The following is a 19,650-nucleotide window of genomic DNA, read 5'->3' as shown; positions in this document are numbered from 1 at the left end:
TGACCCTGTCGGTCGCCCAGATGCCGGCCCATACCCATACGGTCGCCGCCGCCAATCAGCAGGCCCTCGCAATCAACCAGGCGGCGAACCCGACGAATGGCTATTTCGCCGGCACATCCATCCCGACGACCGTGCCGACACCGCAGCCAGCACCCCCGGCCATTTATGCTCCCCCCACTGCGGGAAGCCTGACGGCGTTGAGCACGTCGATCATCGGCAATACCGGCGGCAGTGCCGGGCATGAGAACCGGCAGCCGTTCCTGGCCCTCAGCTACTGCATCGCCACCAGCGGCATCTTTCCGTCCCGCAACTGACCGCCTGACAAGGGAGACATGTCATGAGCGATTATTATGTTGGCGAAATCCGACTGTTCGCCGGCTCTTATGTCCCGGTGGGCTGGCAGGAATGTGACGGAACCGTCCTGAATGTCAGCGCGTATGAGGCTTTGTTCTCGCTGCTGGGCTCCCGCTATGGCGGGAACGGCACAACGACCTTTGCGGTGCCGGACCTGCGGGGCCGGTTGCCCATCGGCTATGGAAGCAGCGGCGGGGCCGGCATTTCCACCTATACGCTGGGCCAGAGCGGTGGTGTCACCACCGTCACCCTGACCGAGGCGCAGCTGCCGCTGCACAGCCATCCGGAGATGGCGACGACGGGCGCGGCCTCCAGCACATCCCCCATCAATGCCGTCCTGGCCGACCCCAGTGACAGCTTCAACCTCTATACTCCCTATAACAGTACCAACGCCAACGCCACCATGGCGGCGGGTGTCATCCTGCCAACCGGCGGCGGACAGGCACACCCGAACATCATGCCGTCCATGGCGATGCGCTACATCATCGCGCTGAACGGCACCTATCCGGTCGCGAATTGAGCCAAGGGAGGCATAAATGGACGCGTTCATTGGTGAAATCCGGGCCTTCCCCTATATGTTCACGCCGGCCGGCTGGCTGACATGCGATGGGTCGCTGCACCCCATCCAGCAGTATCAGGCGCTGGCCGCCATCCTCGGCCTGACATATGGCGGCGACGGCAAGACCACTTTCGCCGTTCCCAACCTGAACGGACGGGTGGTTCTGGGCTATTCAAATACGGTCACGGCCGCTGGCGGACCCTATCCCGTGGGTATGACCTTGGGACAGGCGGCGGTGACCCTGACCAGCGCCCAAATCCCGTCCCATAACCACAGCATGGTATCGCAGCTCTCTGCGGTGCGCTTGGCGGCTCCCGGTTCGACCGCTATTCCTTCCAACCCCCTGTATCAGGGCGCTACCCGCGCCTACAATCTGGGCATGTATGTCAATGCCACGCTGAACCCGACCCTGGGCCCGATGGCGTCGAACGCGCTGTCGGTGGCCGGTGGCAATACGTCGCATGAAAACCGCTCCCCGCTGCTGGTCATGCGCTATTGCATCAACTTTGATGGTATGTGGCCGTCCCGGAACTGACGCATGACGCTGTCGTCCACAATGGACAGGAAGGAAGGGGGGCAGGCATCCGCGCGGGTGCCTGCCCTTCGTCTGCCTGGACTGCGGGTCCGTCCCGAACGGGACGCCGACCTGCCTTTCCTGCGCCGGCTCTACCGCAGCACCCGCGCCGCCGAACTGGCCGCCACCGGCTGGGACGAGGCCATGTGCCGCTGGTTCTGCGACCAGCAGTTCGACGCCCGGCAGCAGGACTGGAACCACCGCTATCCGGACGCGGTCCGGCTGCTGCTGCTGCGCGGAACCGATCCCATCGGCCGGCTTTATCTGGACATTGACGGCCCCGACTGGCGGGTCGTTGATATCGCCTTCCTGCCGTCGGCCTGCGGTCGGGGCAGCGGCAGCGCCCTCCTGCGCGATCTCATCCGGCAGGCGGATGCCGCCGGCAAGGGCCTGGTTCTTTGCGTCGATCCCCTGAATATCCGGGCCCTGGCCCTTTACCAGCGTCTCGGTTTCGTGGAAACCGGGCGTGACGTCTCGCGCTTGCATCTGCGCCATCCCGGCGCCCCCCATGAACAGCCTGAATGACCCCCATGGATATCGCCGCCCGCCATCAGGCCGCCGAACAGGCCTGCCGTGAGGATGACCAGCCCAGGGTGGCCGCCCTGTATGCGGCCCTGGATGCCGAGGGACAATGCAGCGACGATGGGTTGTTCCTTTACGGCATCGCCCTGCGCCGCCTGGGCCAGCCGGCTGAGGCAGCGGCCGTGCTGGAACGGCTGATCGAACGGCGACCGGACCATGTCAACGCCATGGCCGAACTGGCCCGCGCCCTGATCGATACCGGCGACAGGGGCCGGGCGGCGGGCCTGCTGCGGGCCGTGGTTGCACAGGTGCCCGCCCATTCCGCGGGCGGCCTGCTGCTGGATCTGCTGATGGAAGAGGCGCGGGGGCTGATCGCGCGTTTCGCCTATGCCGACGCCTATCCCTATGCCATGGAGGCGGCCCATATCAATGCCGCCTATCCGCAGGTCCTGGGTGCCCTGGGCCTGATTCAGGCGAATATGCGGGACTATGCCAACGGCATCACCACGCTGCGCCAGGCGCTGGCCTTTTATCCCGACGATCCCGTCGCCATGGCCAATCTGGCCTCGGTCCTGGAAACGATGGGCGAGCTTGAGGAGGCCGAGGCGCTGGCCAGGCGGGTCGTGACGGAACTGGCGCCGGGACTGGGAACGGCCTGGTGCACCCTGGGTGCCGTCCTGCGCTCGCAAGGGCGGTTCGCGGAAGCGATCGAGGCCCTGGAGAAGGGGCTGGAACTGGAACCCAACATGGTGCCCGGCCTGGCCAATCTGGCGACCATCCATTCCTTTGAAGGCCGGTTCGACAAGAGCTTCCCTCTCTATGAGAAGACCATGGCCCTGGAAGCGGCCCTGGGGGAGGATCATCCGGTCACCACTTCCTTCCTGCTGGCCTGCGATCTGTTGCGGTCGGGCGATTGGGAACGGGGCTGGGCGGTCTATGAACAGCGTGACCAGCATTTCCACTACACCATACAATGGCGCCTGATCGACCGGCTGCCCCCCTGGACCGGCGGTGATCCGGCCGGTCGCCGCATCCTGGTGGAAAGCGAACAGGGGATGGGCGACAGCCTGCATTTCTTCCGCTATGTCCGCCTGCTGGCCGACAGGGGGGCACAGGTAGGTCTGCTCACCAACGAACCCCTGGTCCGGTTGTTCGGCCTCAGCGATCCGCGCATCCGGATGCTGACCACACAGAATGATCCGGCGGAATGGGATTGCGGCATCTCCATGATGTCGCTGCCGCACCGGCTGGGCGTGCGGCCCGGCAACATCCTCTATGATCCGCCCTATCTCTCCTGCGATCCCGCCGACAGGAAGGCGTGGGCACCGCGTCTGGCGGGCCTGCCGGGGCTGAAGGTGGGGCTGGTCTGGGCCGGCGATCCGCGTCCCCATGACCCCATTTCCGCTGCCATCGATCGGCGGCGCAGCATCGCCCTGAAAAAACTGGCCCCTCTGGGGACCGTTCCCGGCATCAGCTTCATCAGCCTGCAAAAGGGTGCCGGTGCGGCCCAGATGGCCGATCCGCCCTTCCCCATTCATGACTGGACGGCGGAACTGTCGGACTTCGCCGATACCGCCGCCCTGGTCAGCCACCTTGATCTGGTGATCAGCGTCGATACCTCGACGGCACATCTGGCGGGGGCGCTCGACATTCCCGTGCTGCTGCTGTCGCGCTATGATGGCTGCTGGCGCTGGATGCAGGAAGGGGACACGACCCCCTGGTATCCGCGCATGCGCCTGTTCCGGCAGAAACGTTGGGCCGACTGGTCCGATGTCATTCCAGAAGTGGAAATGGCTCTGCGGGAATGGGCAGCGGGCAGGGCCGCCCCCGGCCAGGGGGAATGACCACATGCGTTCCCTGCTCGCCCATGTGACGCCTGCTGATATCCGGATCGACCCCTTTCCCCATATCGTCATTCCCGATGTGCTGGAGGCGGGGCTTTATGCGGAACTGGCCGCCGGGTTCCCGGCACCCGGTCGCATCGCCCCCGGCCCTGACCGGGGGCGTGGCAACCGGCGCTATGTGCTGTCGGCCAGCATGCTGGGACGGCTGGATGATGTCTCGGACAGTTGGAAACAGTTTGTAAACCTGCATAGCGGCCCGGATTTCCTGGCGGAAGTGGCGGCCCTGTTCGAGGGCCACTGGCAGCCTGCCATGCTGGCGGCTCTGGGCGGCAGCCTGACGGGCCACCCGACGGCTCTTGTCGATCTGACGCAGCCCCCTGCGGCCACGGGGCTGGATATCCGCCAGGATGCGCGGCTGGAAATCAACACGCCGGTGCGCGATACGCCGTCCCGCGCGCGCGGACCCCATCTGGACACGCCCAACCGGCTGTTCTCGGGCCTGTTCTACCTCCGCGCGCCGGAAGATGACAGCCAGGGCGGCGAACTGTGCCTCTATCGCTGGCGGGACGGGGTGGTGGCCCCCTCACCCTTTGTCGAGCAGCTGCCGGAAACGGCGGTGGAGGAAGTGGCGCGCATCCCCTACCGCGCCAATCAGCTGGTGCTGTTCCCGCAAAGCATCCACGCCCTGCACGGGGTCGGGATGCGCTGGCCCACGCCGCATACCCGCCGCTATGTCTTCATCACGGCAGAGATTAACAGGGACTGGCTGACCCACCCCGGAGAACCGGTATGAGATTGCTCGTCCATGGCATGCAGTCCAGCGGCGCCACCGCCTTCACCCAGGTGCTGGCGCAGCGGCCGGGCTGCGTGGCGCTGATTGACATTCCCAACAATTACGCGGCCCCGCGCGTATCGACGTCCCTGGATTTCGTGGCCAAGGCCGTGATCACGACGGCCTATCCCCTGGCGGTGCATGTGGAGCGGTTCCGGCCCGACCGCACCGTGCTGCTGCTGCGTGACCCGCGCGACAATTACGCCAGCCTGCGCACCAAGCCCTACCGCCATCACAGCGGCCTCATGCATGAGAAATTCCAGATCCTGGAAGGGCTGTTCCTGGCACGCGACCGCTTCGACGCCGTCATCCATTACGAGGATCTGGTGGCCCGCGACCCGGCCATTCTGGCCGCCATGGCCGCTCTCGGCTGGCCTGTCACGGAAGATTATTTCCAGTTCCGCCGCTCCTATGATGAGTTGCTGGGCAGCCTCTGGGCGGCGGAACCCGCCTTGCAGGAGGAGATGGAAGTGGTCTTCGGCAATGCCCGGACCAAGGGCCTGACCGACCGGTTCCGGGATCAGAAGCACCCGCCCGGCCTGGAGGACACGCTGGAAACCCTGTGCCCCCGCCTGCTGGCCCATTACCGCGCCCGGGGATCGGCACCTGAAAATCATTAGAACTGTTTTCAGTTGACCGGAAACAGATCCGGCGGCGACTGAGGGACTGCAAAGCTAGAACTGCTTCCGGTTGACTGAAAAGTCAGCCAGCGGCACATAGCCGTCCGCCTCCTCCCCGCCGGTCAGGATGGTGCCGTCCAGCAGCAGCCAGGCATGGGCCTGCAGCAGACCGTCCTGTCTGCGCACGCCGAACCGGATCGCCGCTGACCTGCTGCCGCGCCGGCGCAGCAGCAGCTGGACGGCCACGGCCCGGACCAGACAGGTACTGTGCCAGGGCAGCCGGTCCGCGACCCGGTTGGCGCGCCGCGCCACGCTCTGGGCCCGCGCCAGCAGGCGGAGATCGGCAGGGCTCTCCTGTCGGGTGCCGGGGGCGTTCGCGGTGCCCAGCAGACGCAACGGCACCAGGACAACCAGCAGCCGGGCCAGCATCAGCGCCAGGGCCGCCTCCAGTCTGCGTAGCCGACCGACCACCATGATCCCCGCCCCTGCTTCTCCGACAGGCACCATACGACCGGACCGGCCGGAACGCCAGGAGCCGGGACGCGCCACAAGGGACTGGCGTTTCAGCGCCGGCCGGGCCCATGATCCCCCGCCCAACCGTCCCGCTGGACCCCATGCCATCATCATCCGCCCTGACTGCCCCTGCCACCGCCCGCCGCCTGCTGGCTCTGCTGGCCGCCTCCTATGGACGGCGGCGGCTGGGACTGATGCTGGGCCTGGGGCTGGCCGCTTCGCTGGCCGAAGGGGCGGGCCTGCTGCTGCTGGTGCCGGTGCTCAATCTGGTTGGGGTGGGGGGCGAAGGCGCACGCCCCGCCGGCCCCCTGCTGGGGGGGCTGGGGCTTTATCTACTGCTGGTCGCCGCCGCCGCCGCCGTGACCGCAGCGCGCGCCATCATCGGCAATGATCAGCGCAACCGCTTTGTGGATGGCCTGCGCGGCGACCTGCATGCGGCCCTGCTGCATGTTTCCTGGCCGGTATTTCAGGCGCTGCGCGCCAGTAACGTGAAGCAGATCCTGACGATCGAGGTGAACCGCCTGGGCTTGTGCCATGACGCGCTGGTCAATCTCGGTATTGCGGCCCTCACCCTGCCGACCCTGCTGGCGGCGGCCCTGCTGCTGTCGCCGCCCCTGACCCTGGCCACCCTGGCGGCGGCCCTGCTGGCGCTGCTGCTGATCCGGCGCATCGGGCGCAGCGGCTTTGACATCGGGGTGCGCCTGGGCCGGGCACAGCAGGCGATGATGGCCGACGTGACGGATGATCTGGCGGGCCTGCGTGTGATCAAGGGGCTGGGGGCCGAACAGGCCCGTCAGGATGTGCTGTCACAGCGGTTCGCCGACCTGCGCCATCTCCAGGCCCGGCACGCCCGCATCATGGCCTATGAGCAGGCAGCACTGATGCTGACGGCGGCGGGGCTGGCGGCCCTGGCCGTGGTGGCGGCGACCCTCTGGCTGGAGCAGCCTTTGAGCGAGGCCCTGGTGGTGATCCTGGCCTTCGCGCGCCTGGCGCAGCGGGGCCTGGGCAGCATGCGGGTCTGGCGGCAGCTGGAAAGCGCGCTGCCCGCCATAGGGCTTTATGAACAGATGCGCGACCGGTTGCGGGCCGGGGCAGAGCCATCGGTCGGGCCCGACCTGCCCCCCTTCTCCCACCGCCTGACACTGCGAGGGGTCGGCCTGCGCACCGGTGACGGGCGCGTGGCCCTGGAAGGCATTGATCTCGACCTGCCCGCCGGCACGCTGCTGGCTGTCACCGGCCCGTCTGGTGCAGGCAAATCCACGCTGGCCGATCTGGTGGCGGGCTTGGCACCGCCGACCGCCGGCACGATATTGGTGGATGGAAATATCCTGACGCCCAGCCACCTGCCGGCCTGGCGGCGGCAGGTGGCGGTCGTGCCGCAGGACCCGTTCCTGTTCCATGACACGATCCGCGCCAACCTGCTGCTGGCCGCCCCGGAGGCGATAGACGCCGATCTGTGGGCAGCCCTGGAGGATACGGGGGCCGCCAATTTCGTGCGCGCCCTGCCCCAGGGTCTGGATACGGTGGTTGGCGACCGCGGCAATGCCGTCTCCGGCGGGGAACGTCAGCGCTTGGCCATCGCCCGTGCCCTGCTGCGCCAACCCCGTCTGCTGATCCTGGATGAAGCCACCTCGGCCCTGGATGGCGGATCAGAGGCGCTGGTGCTGGAAACGCTCGACCGGTTGCGGGGCAAACTGACCATCCTGGCCGTCACTCACCGCGACGCCACCCGCCGCGCCGCCGACCGGGTCCTGGAACTGACAGCGGGCCGTACCATCTCCAATCCGCCTGCCAGACCGTGACACTGGTGGCGATACGCGTGCAGGCGGTTAATGACATTACCGTCGCCGTTATCGATTTGCCCGCCGGGGTCGTGGTCGCGGCGGTGGTCAGGTTGTCACTGTCACCTTCTCGCCGAAGAGAGAATGCGCTGAGTGCAGGGGGAAACTGATATCAAGGAAGGAATGATAGCTTCTTGATATCATTCCTTGTGGTCCAGACCGCACGGGCACAGTACCCGTGCACTCCATTCAGCGCTGGCCCTTCCACCCCGCCCTGCTCCATGATCAGGATCCATCCACCCGGAGCCTTTCGCGCGATGATTGACCAGAACGGCCAGCCCGTGACCAAGCAAGCCCTGAAAACCTATATGGCCACCTACAATGCCGGCGTGCGCGGGTCGAAGGAATTTGGCGCCCTGCCCCGCGCCCTGATCACCATTTGCGACAATCTGGCCCTGGGCAAGACCACCTATGTCAAATGCGTGGAGGGTCAGGTGCAGCTGTCGCGGCGCAAGGACGGCAGCGTTGCCGGTAATGGGCTGTGAGCGGGGCCAGTCTGGTCCTGTTCAACCCCGCCGGCCTGCCGCTTCCCGCCGGATGGGACGGGCCGGTCTGCACCCTGTCGCGTCAGCTGACGGACCTGTCCCCGGATCTGGTCATTGCCGCCGATGCCGCGTTGGGCAAACGCACGGGCCATCCCTGGCTGGGCTGGCTGCGCGATGATCCCGACCGGCTGCGCCATGACCGGGAGCGGCTGGATCGCGTGCTCTCCCATGATGGCTTCATCGTGGAGAATGCGGCCCAGGCGCGGTTCCTGACGGACACGCTGTCCGCCACGGGCCGGCCCGCCCATATCCTGACCGTCGCCGACCTGACGCCCGGCCCGCTGTCCGCCCGGCTGGCCGATATTAAGGTTGCCGCCGGCTTCACGCCCACCGGCCCTGCCGCCAGTGTCGATTACATTGTGCGTATCGGCGGGCGCGATATCGGCTTTGTGCGCCGCTGCCTGGACAGTCTGGCGGCCCAGACATCCGGCGGCATCGGCGTCATCCTGGTCCGCTACGCGCCAGTGCCGGGTCTGGAGGCGGAGATGGAGCGCCAGCGCCAGCGTTTCCGCCGCCTCGACCTGATCGACATCGCATCCCCCCCCATTGGCCCCACGACGCGCAGCGCCTGCCTGTGGGCGGGCCTGCAGGTGGTGCAGGCCGACCTGTTCGGGATGCTGGATGATGATGACGCGCTGCATCCCAACCATGTCGCCAGCCTGACCCCTCTGGCCCTGGCCGGGTCGATTGCCATTTCCGGGTCTGTTCAGGTCTGGGATGATGCGGACGGCCCCTTCCCCCCGCCGATCCCGGCTTTGAGCATCGCACCTTCCATGCCCTGCCGGCCCCTGACCGCAGTGCCTTCATGGCCTGGAACCTGGCGATCCATTCCAGTGCCTTCCTGGCCCCTGCCGATCTCCTGCCCGCTGCGGGGCCTGATCCGGGTCTGGATTTCGCTGAGGATAGCTATCTTCTGCGCCGTCTGGCGCGGGCGGCCCCCTTCGCCTCGTCCTGGCGGGTCACCACGGATTTCCACTGGCGCCAGGGTGGGGCCGACAATACCGCCGCGCGTCCTGACGGGCGGGCCGAGGCCATGGCCCGCATTGCTGACCGCGAACGGCTGGACCCGGTAATCGCCGGCCTGCGTGCCGCCATCGCATCCGACCTGCCCCTGGCCCCCGCCTGGGGCCAGCCCGCCGACCGGCCCGACCTGCCGCGCCTGACCGGCCCCGCCGATTTCCACGCTCTGCCCACAGGGCACCCGCTCTATGTCTATGGCAGCGGTCGGGGCGGGCGCATCGTGCTGGGGGAACTGTCCAAACATGCCCACCTGCGGGTGACGGCCCTGCTGGACAGCCACAGCACCGGCACCGCCCTCGACCTGCCTTTGCTGCGGCCCGCCGACCTGCCGGCAGACCATCTGCGCGACGGTATCTTCATCATCGCCAGCGAACACCTGTCGGCGATGACGCAGACCTTGCACGCTGCGGGTGCCGTCCATATCCATGACGCCACCCCGCATATCCGCCTCTACACGGCGTTGCCGGGCTGAAGGAGACATGCCCCATGGACCTGGACAGCATCCTGTCGCAAGCCTATGCCGCCCTGTCCGCCGGCGGACGCTTGGCGGAGGCGACCGCCCTGTTCCGTCAGGCGGTTGATCTTGCCCCCGACAATCCGCGCGCCCTGATCGGTCGGGCCATCACCTTGCGCGGCAATTCTGCGCCGACCCAGGCCGAAGCCATTCTGCGCGGTTTGCTGGAGCGTGATCCTGGCAATGCCGACGCCTGGGCACAGTTGGGGACCACCCTGCGCCTGCTGAACCGGTTCCCTGAATCCGGTGCTACCCTGGAAAAGGCTCTCGAACTGGCCCCAGACCATGAATATGCCCGGGCCAACCTGGATTATCTGGGCCGGTTCTGGCGTCGTGGCGATGTCGTGCAGATCGATTTCCCACCGCGTCCCCGCGTGCGTCATGGCTATGGTCAGCCTGCCCATGCCCGCCTTGCCGCTTTGTTGGCTGAAGGCGACTATCGTCCGGCGGCGCAGGCATTGGCGGATCTGGCACCCGTCCTTTCCACCATCGCCACCAGCACCGATCCCGCCAGCCCGGATCAGCCCTGGTGGGACAGTATCTGGCTGCCGCGCCTGGATGCCGGCATGCTCTGCGCCATGCTGGCCCGCCACCGTCCGGCCCGGCTGCTGGAAATCGGCTCTGGCATGTCCACGCGCTTTGCCCGCTGGGCCATCACCCGTTTTGCAACAGGCACCCATCTGCACAGCATCGACCCTGAACCCAGGGCTGAGATTGATGCGTTGTGCGATCAGATCACCCGCTGTGGCCTGGAAGAGGCGGACTCCACGCTCTTCACCAGTCTGAAACCCGGTGACATCCTGTTCTTTGACGGTTCCCATCGCTCCTTCCAGAACAGCGACGTCACCGTTTTCTTCACGGAAATCCTGCCGGAACTGGCCTCGGGCGTCATCGTGCATATCCACGACATCTTCCTGCCCTACGACTATCCCCCCGACTGGCTGGGCCGGCTTTATAATGAGCAATATCTGCTGGCCACCATGCTGCTGGCCGGTCAGACCCGCTACGACATTCTCTGGCCCGGTGCCTTCACGGCCGACCTGCCCGCTGCCAATGACCTGCTGCCGGCCCCGTTCCACAATGGCCGCGGCGGTTCCTTCTGGATGCGGGTGCGCTGAAGACAGGGGGCGCGAGTAGAGTCCCGACTGTCCGCTGACAGGCCGAAGACCTAGCCGCCCAGCTTGCTGATCGGCGGGGCCGACGGATACAGCATCAAGCCATCATCTTCCAGCGTCACATGCGCCTGCGGATAGGCTGCCAAAGCCAGTTTCAGTTGCGGGATCATGAAGCGCTTGAAGTCACGGATGCGGGCATATTCGGCCCCATGCTGCGCATGCAGGGCCTGCCAGGAAATGGTGGTCGGCTTGGTCAGGCTGCGCAGCCGGTAGGACAGCCAGACATAGAGATCGAGCGCCAGACTGCTGGCCCCGATGGCCCGGATGGCCTGTTCCAGCAGCGGGATCGGGTATTTGCGCAGATTGTCGTAGAAATCCTCCGACAGCACGATGTGCTCTTCCCAGAGCGCGCCCTGCGTATCGTCTGTCATCCGCACGCCCAGCTGGCCGCCCTTGATGATGGTCTGCCGCATGAAGCCGGGTGCGCTGTCGGGTGTCTGCTGCCAGCTGAACATGACGGTCGATGCCGCGATCCGGCGCAGTTGCTCGCTGACCGACTGCCTGGTCTTGCCGCCCGGTGCCACGCCGATCCGTTCCAGGAAGGCGTTCATGGTGCGGCCCACCTCAACCTCGCGGCTGCCGGTCCGGATGGCCTGGGTCTGCAGATAGAGCATGACCAGCCGTGCATGTGCCCCGAACGGCACACCGACCTTCACCACCTCACTACGCGTCTTGCCGGGCAGATGGCCGGGGCTGATGGTCAGGGTGACCTGACCCATTTCGCGTTGCCAGACAGCATCGTCTGGTACGCGCTTATGCGGCAGGGCGGTGAAAGCCCAGCCTGTATAGGCCCAGCCCAAATCCTCCCGCTCGCCGGCCATGACTTCGGCGGCGATGTCGACGAGGTGTTTCTCGTCCGGGTCGGCATACAGCTTGGCGTTATCCTTGCCGTGCTGCCGGATGAGCTGATGTATTGTTCCCATGACCTGGAAGATTACGCAGCCTTTTCCCGAATGCAATCGGGACTCTACTCGCGCAAGCTATTAGAAAGGCTTTTAGATTCTAACTTATAGTTATGCGAGTAGAGTCCCGGGGATAAGTCCGAGTCGCGCGAGTAGAGTCCCGAAGGGGCGCGAGTAGAGTCCCGGGGACAGAATCGGCCCGCGAATTTTCCAGGCGTGCCCTTGTTTTCTTTTATCCCCCGAATCGCAGACAGGCGGCGTCTGCCCCAGCACACGGAACGGGCAGCCAGAAGGGGGGCGCGAGTAGAGTCCCGACCGGTCACCGGATCCGCAGTACGGCGACGCCGGCACTTCTGGCTGCTCTGATCAGGTCCCGGTCCAGGCTGGCCAGCGGCAGATCAAGCCGTAAGGCCAGCTCCAGATAAGCGGCATCATAGAGGGTCAATTGGTGGGCTGCCGCCAGATCGCTGGTCCGCCCCCAAGCCGATCGCGCGGTTTCGCCATCATGACTGATCGCCAGCAAGGCAAGGTCGGCCAAGGCACTGGTGCGGAACCCAGGGGCGATCCGCCCCCGTCTTTCGGCCATCAGCAGGCTATTGGCCACCTCCAGCGCCCACAGAGAGGGCACAAGCGCGCCTTGCGTCAATAGCCGCTCGGTCAGGTTTGGATCGACGCCCCCTTCATCGGGCAGGACAAAGGCCAGGGTGGCGGAACAGTCCAGGACAAAACTCACCGCCGCCCCTCATCCCGATAATCCTTCCACTCGCCTTCCCAGTCGAAGGGCTTGCCGCCCATTGCCTGTGCCCGCAGGCGCAGCCGTTCCAGCGCCGCCCGTGCCTGCACCTGATCGGGCTGGCTGGCCGGCACCAGTCGGGCCACGGGCTTTCCCCGCAGTGTGATGGTGAACGCTTCGCCCTGCCCGGCTCGCGCCAGCAGTTGCGAGAAATGGGTCTTGGCCTCGAACGCTCCGATTTCAGTCATTATCCGCCTCCAGACAGACCAGTCTATAAACTGGTTGATACGTGTCAAGCTTGTGGTCCCTGGCTTTTACCCTCATCCTGTGATAAGAATAAAATCTTATAATTCATCGCTCAGTATTCCTGACCGATAGCGCGCGCGCCGACGGCTACTGCCGCCATGTGGCGTGTAGCCTGGGGCCTGCGGATAGGGGTGCTAGCGATTGAGGGGCAAGGAAGATTGACCGACAGTCAAGATTTCAAGCCACGGGTGTAACCTGTTGCCGGGAGCCTTCTCCATGTCCGATCCCGCCTTGAATCGACTCTCTCGTCCCCGCTTTCCAGGACTGGATTCCCGCACCCTGGATGATGAAGGCTGGCATGCCGTGGCGCGGGCGCTGGCCGACGGGGTGCCGGTGGGGCGGGTCGCTGCTTGGTGCGGATTGTCCCGTGGGGCCCTGTGGCGGGCGCGGCGGCGCTGTCCCGCCTTCGATCTTCTGTGCCGTCCGGCCCCGCCGCCGATGCCGGCCCTGGATGATGATCTGGCCTCCCTGCGCCATGATTTCCTGTGCGGGCTGGAATTGGCGGTGAGGTCGGGGGATATCACCACCCTGCTGCGTGCGGCGGACCTGCTGGAGATTGCGGAGGCGGATTTTGAAACGGTCCGCTTCGACCGGTTCCACGATGTCGCGTTGCCGTCATGCCTGGATGAAACAGAAACATTTTTCCCGTTGCATCCGGTTGCGCAGGGTTCAGAGCCGGTTCCGGTCCACCGGAACCGGCTCCGGCGGCGACGGCCGCCGCGCGGCACGTGCCGCGTAAGCCAAGCTGCGGATGCAGCGCCGGCGCTTGAGGAAAACGTCCTACCCCCCCGCCTCGATGCGGGCCGCGATGAAGGGGTAGGCGTTCAGGATATGGGCTGGCGCTATGGGCAGGGCGCGCAGGATGCTCAGCATGTCGCTGACATATTGGGCCGCGATGATGATGGTGGCCGCCGCTATCGCCGCCGGTTCCAGATCGCCCGGTCGTTGCAGGGGCAGCCCGTGCAGGCGGCCCCGCCGTCCGCTGTCCAGGAAGCCGGCCAGCCGCCCGCGCGCCACAGGACCCAGGGCCTCCAGCACCAGTTCCCCGCCCCGACCGCACCCATAGAGCCAGACCGGCCCCGTACCGGGCAGGATGTCGAATTCGTCTACCCGCAGCAGAAGGGGAAGATCGCGGACCAGATCGGGCATCAGATCGGCAATACCGCTGAGACGGATGGGGGTTTCCACCGCCCCCGTCAGGGCAGGCCAGGGCCGGCCCTCCCGCTCCCCTGCCTCCCCCTGGACCAGCCTGGGTTCGGGCAGGGGCAGCAGGGTGACCCCACCGGCCCCGTCGGCCAGCAGGGGGCCGAGATCAAGGGCCAGCGACAGCCAGTCCGGCCACTCCCCCTCCATCCCCTGCAGCCGCCCGGTCCGCAGGCACAGGCCGCCGGCCCGCAGCCGGGCCAGGGCCGGTCCCGCCCCATCGGGCACGGACTCGCCGGGCCGGGGCGCCAGGGCCCGATCCTCATCAGGGTCCAGCTGGAAGCCGCCCTCCAGGGGGGGGCGGGGCCAGAGGCCGGGGGCCAGCACGGCCCCGCCGGCACTGTCTGCCAGGGCTCCGGCCATCCGGTCCAGATATCCCGCCGGCCATTCCACCCCCGCCGGACGCAGGGCCAGCCCGTCCAGACCCGTCACGGTCCGGCGCAGCCCCGCCATATCGGCCCGGGCCGGCAGGGGGCGGGGGGCGACCCCGTCCGCCGTCATGATCTCCGCCCGCTCAGGCTCCAGCACACCCAGCCGCAGGCGCGGGGGCGCGGCCCGCCCCCGCTTTCGCTCCGGTCTCAGTTCGTTCAGCAGATCGGGCAGCGGGGCCAGCAAGGCCTCCAGGCAGAGATGCTGGTTGAAGACGGCCTGTGCCTCGGTCGCCATGGCGCGGGCTATGTGCGGGTGCGCGCGGGCCCAGGCCACCTGCGCCAGGATGCTCTCCGCCGCCGCCGCCTCGCCGCCATCGGTATTCACATAAAGCACGCGGTCACCGAACCATTGTTCGATGAAGGGGTGGCGGTCGGCGATGATCAGAGCACCGGCGGCGGCCAGCTCGAACACCCGCATATTGGGCACGCCCTCGGCCCGGTGCTGCGGCAGGTGCAGGCACAGGCCCATGCCCCAATGCTGGGCGGCCTTGATCACGGCCTGGCCGTCGAAGGGCAGCGGCCCCTGCCAGGCCTCTTCCAGGTGCGACCAGCGTTCCGCCGTGCCGTGCAGGGCCAGCACCCCGGCCCCGGCCAGCTGTTTCAGCAAGGAGGGGTAGCGCTGCCCGTCCCAGTTGGACCCGACATAGAACAACCGGCTGTCGGGGCCGATGCCGGGGCAAAGATGGCTGCGGGGGGAACTGGGATGGAAGGGCCGCCGGGGCGCGTCAGGTCTCAACCCTTCCAGATGCGCTTCCAGCTGCGGGCCGGAAACCAGATAACCATCCTGGGCCGGCAGGTGGCGGGCGGCCCCGGCCCGGGCCGGCGGGGTCAGCCTTGCCACAAGACTGACCGGGTTCCAGGCGCAGCCCAGCCAGACATGCTCCGTCAGCTTCGGGGCGGCTTCGGGGTAGAGATTGATGACGGCGTCGGGGTCGAACGCCTCGACCTCGGCCGATCTTGTCTGGATGCTCGCCTCCCAGCCCAGCCTCTCCACGGCCATGGCCAGACGCAGGGCCAGTTCCCGTTCCGCCACGGGATGGAAGGGGGCCTGCGGGTTGAAGAGGGAGAGGCGTATTCCTGTTGGCCTGCCAATGCGGCTGCCGCCCCGTACCATGACCCCGTTCCGTATGCTCATCTCTGCCGGTCATCATGCCATGAAAACGGAGCCTGTTTCGACTGCCATAGGGCCATACGGGGAGGCAGGTGGATTATCCTCACGCTTGCGGGCTGGATTTGGCACTATTTTACGCATCATTCGCTCGGTTCCCCAGAGGTTGCCATTCATGCGTGTTGCCCTGCTGAATACCTATGACATTGTCGGCGGCGCTGCGCGGGCCATGTACCGATTGTATGAGGGTCTGGGCCGTATCGGCATTGATCGAACCCTCTATGTGGCAAGCGCCCGCAGCAACGCCCCCGACATGGTCGTGGTGAAGCCACAGACCACATCGGAACTGGCCGAGTGGCGCCAGCGCGAGGAGGCCATCCGGGCCGAGGAGGCCCCCTATCCCATACTGCGCGACCGTGCCCTCTTTCATTCCGAGCGCGCGGCGCGCGCGGCGCTGCTGGCCCGGAAGCTGGCGCCAGCCGATGTGCTGAACCTGCATTGGACGCGCGGCCTGATGGATTGGGCTACCTTCATGCCGTCCGTCCGTCCGGAACAGGCCCTGGTCTGGACCCTGCATGACCAACATCCCTTCACGGGCGGTTGCCATTATACTGGCGACTGCCAGGGGTTCACGGCGAGTTGTGGTCATTGCCCCGTGTTGGGATCGCACAACCCCGATGATCTTTCGGCCACCGTTCTTGCCCGCAAAGCCGCAGCCCTGTCGGCCCTGCGGGCACCCTTGCATATCGTCACGCCCAGCAACTGGCTGGCGGCGGAAGCACGGCGGAGCCGCCTTTTCGCTGACTGTCCTGTACATGTGGTGCCGAATGGCCTGGATACCGGCCTGTTCCGGCCGGTCGATCCCGCTCCCGTCCGCCAGCGTCTGGGCATTGCCCCCGGCGATACGGTTATCCTCTTCATCGCGCATGTGCTGAGTGACCCGCGCAAGGGCTATGGGCTGCTGCGTCTGGGATTGGACGCGCTGGCTGATCGGTCGGATATTGTTCTGGTGACCGTTGGCGAGGGAACAGTGGACCCTCCCGCCGGTATCCGGACCATTGCCGTAGGCCCGGTCTGGGACGAGGCGGCCCTTGTCCCCCTCTATGCCATGGCTGATCTTGTCGCCGTACCCAGCGCCCAGGATAATTACCCCAATACGGCGCTGGAAGCGCTGGCCTGCGGCACGCCTGTCATCGGCTTGCCCGCAGGCGGCCTGCCGGATCTGGTGGGCAATGACGAACGCGGTCTGCTGGCCCGTGGGCTGGAGCCGGTCGACTTTGCCCGGTCCCTGGCTGAAGCCTTATCTGACCGGGGCCGGCTGGGTGCCTGGGGCCGGGCCGGGCGGGCTTTCATTGAGCGCGAATGCACGCTGGAGCGCCAGGCGAGCCGCTATGCTGCCCTCTATGCCGAGGCGCTGGCCGAGGCGCGCCGACCGTCAGACCAGACTTCCCCGATCCTGTCGGCCCGCCGGCAGTCCAAAATGGATCGCCGGGCGGCGGTTGCCGCGCTCACCCCCCGCTATGGCGGTCTGTCGGATGGTGCCTTCGGTATCTGGGATTTTCTGTTCGACCTGCAGAAAGGCCGGGATGTGCAGGGCCATGGCCTGGAGATCGGTGTCTTCTGGGGCAGTGGATTGGCCGCCATGCTGGACCATTTGCGGGGGCAGGAACGTGTTTGCGCCATCGATATTGCCCCACAGCGCGATCTGGTCACGGCGCATCTGGCCGGACTGGGCCTGCCGGCAGAGCGGGTTGACTGGTTGGAAGGCTGCTCACGCCAGCTGCGGCGTACTGATGCCGCCGCAGTCTGGCGGGGGCGCTGTCGGTTTCTGCATATTGATGGCGAGCATTCTTACGATGCCGTCCGCAATGACCTGGAATGGTGTACCGACCTGATGACGCCTGGTGCCGTGATCAGCGTCGATGACGTGCTGCTGGCGGAAAGCCTGTGCGTGACCCATGCCCTGTTCGACCATCTACGCGACCATCCCCATCGGCTGCGTCTTTTCCTGTGCGGGTTCGGCAAGGCCTATCTCTGTGCCCCGGCTGATCTGGCTTTCTATCGGGGCCACTGCCTGACGGGGCTTCTGCCCTGGCTGGAGATCGAGCATGGGATCAAAGCCCGTTTGGCCAAGAACAGCCATGCCTGGGAACTGGATTATCTCGGGATCACCGAACGCGGCGATGGCCCTCCCTATATGGAGATTGGCCGCTACCGTCAGATACTGCCGGCCTGAAAGCCATGGGATGCCGGCTTCACCGCGATGCGGCCTGTATAATCGACGCGGTTGAGCAGCAGGGGGCGATCCTTTCCGAAATATTCATCCACGGCTCGTCTGGCCCCCTGCCAGTGCCCGTAATCATCGATGATCAGCACCCCTTCAGGCGACAGGCGGGGATAAAGCTGTTCCAGCTCGTGTTTGGTGGAGGCGTACCAGTCCGTGTCCAGACGCAGAAGCGCGATGTGGTCCGGCGCCTGGGCCGGGATCGTCTCCTCCACCAGCCCTTTCACTAGATGCAGCCGCTCGGAAGGATATCCGGTACGATCCAAATTGGCGTAGACCGCCTCCATTCCCGCCCGGCACCAGATCGAGGCGGGGTCGCCCGCATCCGCCCCCGCCAGCAGGCTTGCCGCCGGGACACCGGTTACATCCCTATCCACCGCCGTCGGTGGGGGCATGCCTTCGAATGTGTCATAGGCATGGATGGTCCGGTCCTCCACCCCGCACTGACGCAGGGTCAGGGCCATGATCATGACCGATCCACCCATCCAGGTGCCGCATTCCACGAAATCGCCCGGAATGCCTGCTTCGACAATGTAGCGCACGGCCTTGTACAGGGCGTACATGCGCGACGATGAGGTCATGGTGGCGTGACGCGCCGCCTCGAAGACGGGCAGGAAATTCGGATCATAATCGGGGGGCAGATCGGTCATTTCCGCCCCCCTCCTAACTGATCGGGGCGGGAGGCGTCATTCTGCTCGTCCCCGTAATATTCATCCAGGCGGAACCGCTCGGGTACGGCCCTAGCCTTGGGTTCGGCTGCTAACAGGGCGGCCAGCCGCCCGACCAGTTCGCGGGGGGCATTCATCCTGTCGATCTCTGTGACGGCCAGGATCAGCCGACGGGGGTCGATATCGTGACGATCTGCGAACTCCCGGATCACGCCCATATAGCTGGAATGGAACTGGCCATAGCCTGCCACCAAGTCGATGGAGCTGGAGCCCGCCCGGCGCAGCAGAGGTCGGATCAGTTCCTCTCCCGCATCAAGCATGGCCATGACATCAATGCCGCAGGCAATGCCAGCCCGTTCCAGGGCCAACACCAGCATCTCGGTCGGGGTATTGCCTGCGCTACGCCCCAATCCCTGCAGGGAACTGTCGACGATGCGGGCTCCCAGTTCCACAGCCAACAGCGAATTGGCAACGGCCAGCCCTAGATTGTTATGACCGTGGAAGCCGATGGGCAGATCACTGCGGGCGCGCAGCGCTTCGTGATAGCGCCGGACATCGGCTGGCAGCATGCCGCCAGCACTGTCAACGATATAGACCGCGTCCAGCCCGTGGTCGCCCATGCCGGCGGCAATGTCGGCGAAGACATCCGGTGCTACGGCGTAGGACTTCATGTAATTGGCACAGACAATCATCCCGGCCTGTTTGGCCCGTTCGATGAAGGGCATGCCCGTGCGATACTCGGTGATGTTGGTTCCAACCCGGATGAAGCGCATCCCATGGTCGATGGCGATTTCCAGATCATCCAGGGTGGATATCCCGGGAATGCAGAACATGCCCCAGGCGCCGTCACGCACGGCCCCAGATGTTGCCTGCATATATTCGGCGTCCGTGTGGGCGGACCGGTAGCGTGGGCTGCGCCAGGCGCCCAGGCCGATTCCGTGCCCCACCTCGATCAGCGGTATACCAATCCGGTCCAGGGCTCCGGCAATTTCCGCCGTTTGCTGCAATGTGAATTGGAAATTCAGCACATAGCTGCCGTCGCGCAGCGTTGTGTCCAGGATCAGTGGCCCCGGCCGGGCCTCCAGGAATGGATGGCCCATGC

Annotated in this window: 20 protein-coding genes; 13 read left to right on the top strand and 7 right to left on the bottom strand. The window is 66.1% G+C overall.

Translation table 11 applies throughout. The features are described 5' to 3' along the window. The 7 genes from ABC729_RS16810 to ABC729_RS16780 all read left to right on the top strand — a co-directional run. A partial coding sequence (locus ABC729_RS16810; protein WP_495608767.1) for a phage tail protein occupies nt 1–314 on the top strand: 314 nt, incomplete at its 5' end. A 23-nt stretch (nt 315–337) separates the two neighbouring features. After that, nucleotides 338–874, top strand: coding sequence for a phage tail protein (locus tag ABC729_RS16805; RefSeq protein WP_495608766.1), 537 nt, complete (start codon nt 338–340; stop codon nt 872–874). A 16-nt stretch (nt 875–890) separates the two neighbouring features. Next, nucleotides 891–1,448: a phage tail protein gene (locus tag ABC729_RS16800; RefSeq protein WP_495608765.1), complete on the top strand. Its 558-nt coding sequence runs from the start codon at nt 891–893 to the stop codon at nt 1,446–1,448. 3 nt (nt 1,449–1,451) lie between these two features. Then, complete coding sequence (locus ABC729_RS16795) at nt 1,452–2,012, top strand: GNAT family N-acetyltransferase (RefSeq protein WP_495608764.1); 561 nt, start codon at nt 1,452–1,454, stop codon at nt 2,010–2,012. Then, entirely contained in the window at nt 2,009–3,853 is a 1,845-nt protein-coding gene (locus ABC729_RS16790; protein ID WP_495608763.1) for a tetratricopeptide repeat protein, read from the top strand. The genes ABC729_RS16795 and ABC729_RS16790 overlap by 4 nt, the downstream gene beginning before the upstream one ends. A 4-nt stretch (nt 3,854–3,857) precedes the next feature. Beyond that, nucleotides 3,858–4,646 carry a 2OG-Fe(II) oxygenase gene (locus ABC729_RS16785; protein ID WP_495608762.1) on the top strand — a complete coding sequence of 263 codons (789 nt, stop codon included), beginning with the start codon at nt 3,858–3,860 and terminating at the stop codon, nt 4,644–4,646. After that, nucleotides 4,643–5,305: a hypothetical protein gene (locus ABC729_RS16780; RefSeq protein WP_495608761.1), complete on the top strand. Its 663-nt coding sequence runs from the start codon at nt 4,643–4,645 to the stop codon at nt 5,303–5,305. The genes ABC729_RS16785 and ABC729_RS16780 overlap by 4 nt, the downstream gene beginning before the upstream one ends. A gap of 54 nt (nt 5,306–5,359) precedes the next feature. Here ABC729_RS16780 and ABC729_RS16775 read toward each other — a convergent pair whose 3' ends face one another. Continuing rightward, entirely contained in the window at nt 5,360–5,779 is a 420-nt protein-coding gene (locus ABC729_RS16775) for a lasso peptide biosynthesis B2 protein (RefSeq protein WP_495608760.1), read from the bottom strand. A gap of 107 nt (nt 5,780–5,886) precedes the next feature. On the opposite strand from ABC729_RS16775, the gene ABC729_RS16770 reads away from it, so the two are divergent. From ABC729_RS16770 to ABC729_RS16750, 5 genes are all read left to right on the top strand, one after another. Next, complete coding sequence (locus tag ABC729_RS16770) at nt 5,887–7,620, top strand: ABC transporter ATP-binding protein (protein WP_495608759.1); 1,734 nt, start codon at nt 5,887–5,889, stop codon at nt 7,618–7,620. Between the two features lie 296 nt (nt 7,621–7,916). Then, the gene (locus ABC729_RS16765; protein ID WP_495608758.1) at nt 7,917–8,144 is read left to right on the top strand and encodes a hypothetical protein; all 228 of its coding nucleotides are present in this window, start codon (nt 7,917–7,919) and stop codon (nt 8,142–8,144) included. Next, nucleotides 8,141–9,277: a glycosyltransferase family A protein gene (locus ABC729_RS16760; RefSeq protein ID WP_495608757.1), complete on the top strand. Its 1,137-nt coding sequence runs from the start codon at nt 8,141–8,143 to the stop codon at nt 9,275–9,277. Before ABC729_RS16765 ends, ABC729_RS16760 begins: the two co-directional genes overlap by 4 nt. Further along, nucleotides 9,238–9,696: a hypothetical protein gene (locus tag ABC729_RS16755; protein ID WP_495608756.1), complete on the top strand. Its 459-nt coding sequence runs from the start codon at nt 9,238–9,240 to the stop codon at nt 9,694–9,696. The genes ABC729_RS16760 and ABC729_RS16755 overlap by 40 nt, the downstream gene beginning before the upstream one ends. Nucleotides 9,697–9,710: 14 nt before the next feature. After that, nucleotides 9,711–10,856: a class I SAM-dependent methyltransferase gene (locus tag ABC729_RS16750; protein WP_495608755.1), complete on the top strand. Its 1,146-nt coding sequence runs from the start codon at nt 9,711–9,713 to the stop codon at nt 10,854–10,856. Nucleotides 10,857–10,906: 50 nt separating this feature from the next. On the opposite strand, the gene ABC729_RS16745 is transcribed toward ABC729_RS16750, so the two are convergent. The 4 genes from ABC729_RS16745 to ABC729_RS16730 form a co-directional block, all read right to left on the bottom strand. Then, nucleotides 10,907–11,836, bottom strand: a complete 930-nt coding sequence (locus tag ABC729_RS16745) for a replication protein RepA (RefSeq protein ID WP_495608754.1) — start codon at nt 11,834–11,836, stop codon at nt 10,907–10,909. A gap of 298 nt (nt 11,837–12,134) precedes the next feature. Next, on the bottom strand, nt 12,135–12,548 hold the full coding sequence (locus ABC729_RS16740; RefSeq protein ID WP_495608753.1) for a type II toxin-antitoxin system VapC family toxin: 414 nt from the start codon (nt 12,546–12,548) through the stop codon (nt 12,135–12,137). After that, nucleotides 12,545–12,796, bottom strand: coding sequence for a type II toxin-antitoxin system Phd/YefM family antitoxin (locus tag ABC729_RS16735; protein ID WP_495608752.1), 252 nt, complete (start codon nt 12,794–12,796; stop codon nt 12,545–12,547). The genes ABC729_RS16740 and ABC729_RS16735 overlap by 4 nt, the downstream gene beginning before the upstream one ends. Before the next feature lie 838 nt (nt 12,797–13,634). Continuing rightward, nucleotides 13,635–15,623 (bottom strand): glycosyltransferase family protein, encoded by a 1,989-nt coding sequence (locus ABC729_RS16730; protein WP_495608751.1) that lies wholly within the window; start codon nt 15,621–15,623, stop codon nt 13,635–13,637. Nucleotides 15,624–15,771: 148 nt separating this feature from the next. Here ABC729_RS16730 and ABC729_RS16725 point away from each other — a divergent pair, with 148 nt between their 5' ends. Then, the gene (locus tag ABC729_RS16725; RefSeq protein ID WP_495608750.1) at nt 15,772–17,832 is read left to right on the top strand and encodes a glycosyltransferase; all 2,061 of its coding nucleotides are present in this window, start codon (nt 15,772–15,774) and stop codon (nt 17,830–17,832) included. On the opposite strand, the gene ABC729_RS16720 is transcribed toward ABC729_RS16725, so the two are convergent. Then, the gene (locus ABC729_RS16720) at nt 17,814–18,530 is read right to left on the bottom strand and encodes a TylF/MycF/NovP-related O-methyltransferase (protein ID WP_495608749.1); all 717 of its coding nucleotides are present in this window, start codon (nt 18,528–18,530) and stop codon (nt 17,814–17,816) included. The genes ABC729_RS16725 and ABC729_RS16720 overlap by 19 nt on opposite strands. Further along, nucleotides 18,527–19,648 carry a 4-hydroxy-2-oxovalerate aldolase gene (locus tag ABC729_RS16715; protein WP_495608748.1) on the bottom strand — a complete coding sequence of 374 codons (1,122 nt, stop codon included), beginning with the start codon at nt 19,646–19,648 and terminating at the stop codon, nt 18,527–18,529. The genes ABC729_RS16720 and ABC729_RS16715 overlap by 4 nt, the downstream gene beginning before the upstream one ends. Nucleotides 19,649–19,650 lie beyond the last annotated feature (2 nt).

The sequence above is a fragment of the Niveispirillum sp. CC-CTL257 genome, from assembly GCF_059489915.1.
This window is presented reverse-complemented; position numbering and strand designations above follow the sequence as displayed.

Excerpts from the sequence above, each read along its gene's own strand:
- ABC729_RS16805 (WP_495608766.1), top strand. The coding sequence starts at position 338 with ATGAGCGATTATTATGTTGGCGAAATCCGACTGTTCGCCGGCTCTTAT.
- ABC729_RS16800 (WP_495608765.1), top strand. The coding sequence starts at position 891 with ATGGACGCGTTCATTGGTGAAATCCGGGCCTTCCCCTATATGTTCACG.
- ABC729_RS16795 (WP_495608764.1), top strand. The coding sequence starts at position 1,452 with ATGACGCTGTCGTCCACAATGGACAGGAAGGAAGGGGGGCAGGCATCC.
- ABC729_RS16790 (WP_495608763.1), top strand. The coding sequence starts at position 2,009 with ATGACCCCCATGGATATCGCCGCCCGCCATCAGGCCGCCGAACAGGCC.
- ABC729_RS16785 (WP_495608762.1), top strand. The coding sequence starts at position 3,858 with ATGCGTTCCCTGCTCGCCCATGTGACGCCTGCTGATATCCGGATCGAC.
- ABC729_RS16780 (WP_495608761.1), top strand. The coding sequence starts at position 4,643 with ATGAGATTGCTCGTCCATGGCATGCAGTCCAGCGGCGCCACCGCCTTC.
- ABC729_RS16775 (WP_495608760.1), bottom strand. The coding sequence starts at position 5,779 with ATGGTGGTCGGTCGGCTACGCAGACTGGAGGCGGCCCTGGCGCTGATG.
- ABC729_RS16770 (WP_495608759.1), top strand. The coding sequence starts at position 5,887 with ATGATCCCCCGCCCAACCGTCCCGCTGGACCCCATGCCATCATCATCC.
- ABC729_RS16765 (WP_495608758.1), top strand. The coding sequence starts at position 7,917 with ATGATTGACCAGAACGGCCAGCCCGTGACCAAGCAAGCCCTGAAAACC.
- ABC729_RS16755 (WP_495608756.1), top strand. The coding sequence starts at position 9,238 with ATGGCCCGCATTGCTGACCGCGAACGGCTGGACCCGGTAATCGCCGGC.
- ABC729_RS16750 (WP_495608755.1), top strand. The coding sequence starts at position 9,711 with ATGGACCTGGACAGCATCCTGTCGCAAGCCTATGCCGCCCTGTCCGCC.
- ABC729_RS16745 (WP_495608754.1), bottom strand. The coding sequence starts at position 11,836 with ATGGGAACAATACATCAGCTCATCCGGCAGCACGGCAAGGATAACGCC.
- ABC729_RS16735 (WP_495608752.1), bottom strand. The coding sequence starts at position 12,796 with ATGACTGAAATCGGAGCGTTCGAGGCCAAGACCCATTTCTCGCAACTG.
- ABC729_RS16730 (WP_495608751.1), bottom strand. The coding sequence starts at position 15,623 with ATGAGCATACGGAACGGGGTCATGGTACGGGGCGGCAGCCGCATTGGC.
- ABC729_RS16725 (WP_495608750.1), top strand. The coding sequence starts at position 15,772 with ATGCGTGTTGCCCTGCTGAATACCTATGACATTGTCGGCGGCGCTGCG.
- ABC729_RS16720 (WP_495608749.1), bottom strand. The coding sequence starts at position 18,530 with ATGACCGATCTGCCCCCCGATTATGATCCGAATTTCCTGCCCGTCTTC.
- ABC729_RS16715 (WP_495608748.1), bottom strand. The coding sequence starts at position 19,648 with ATGGGCCATCCATTCCTGGAGGCCCGGCCGGGGCCACTGATCCTGGAC.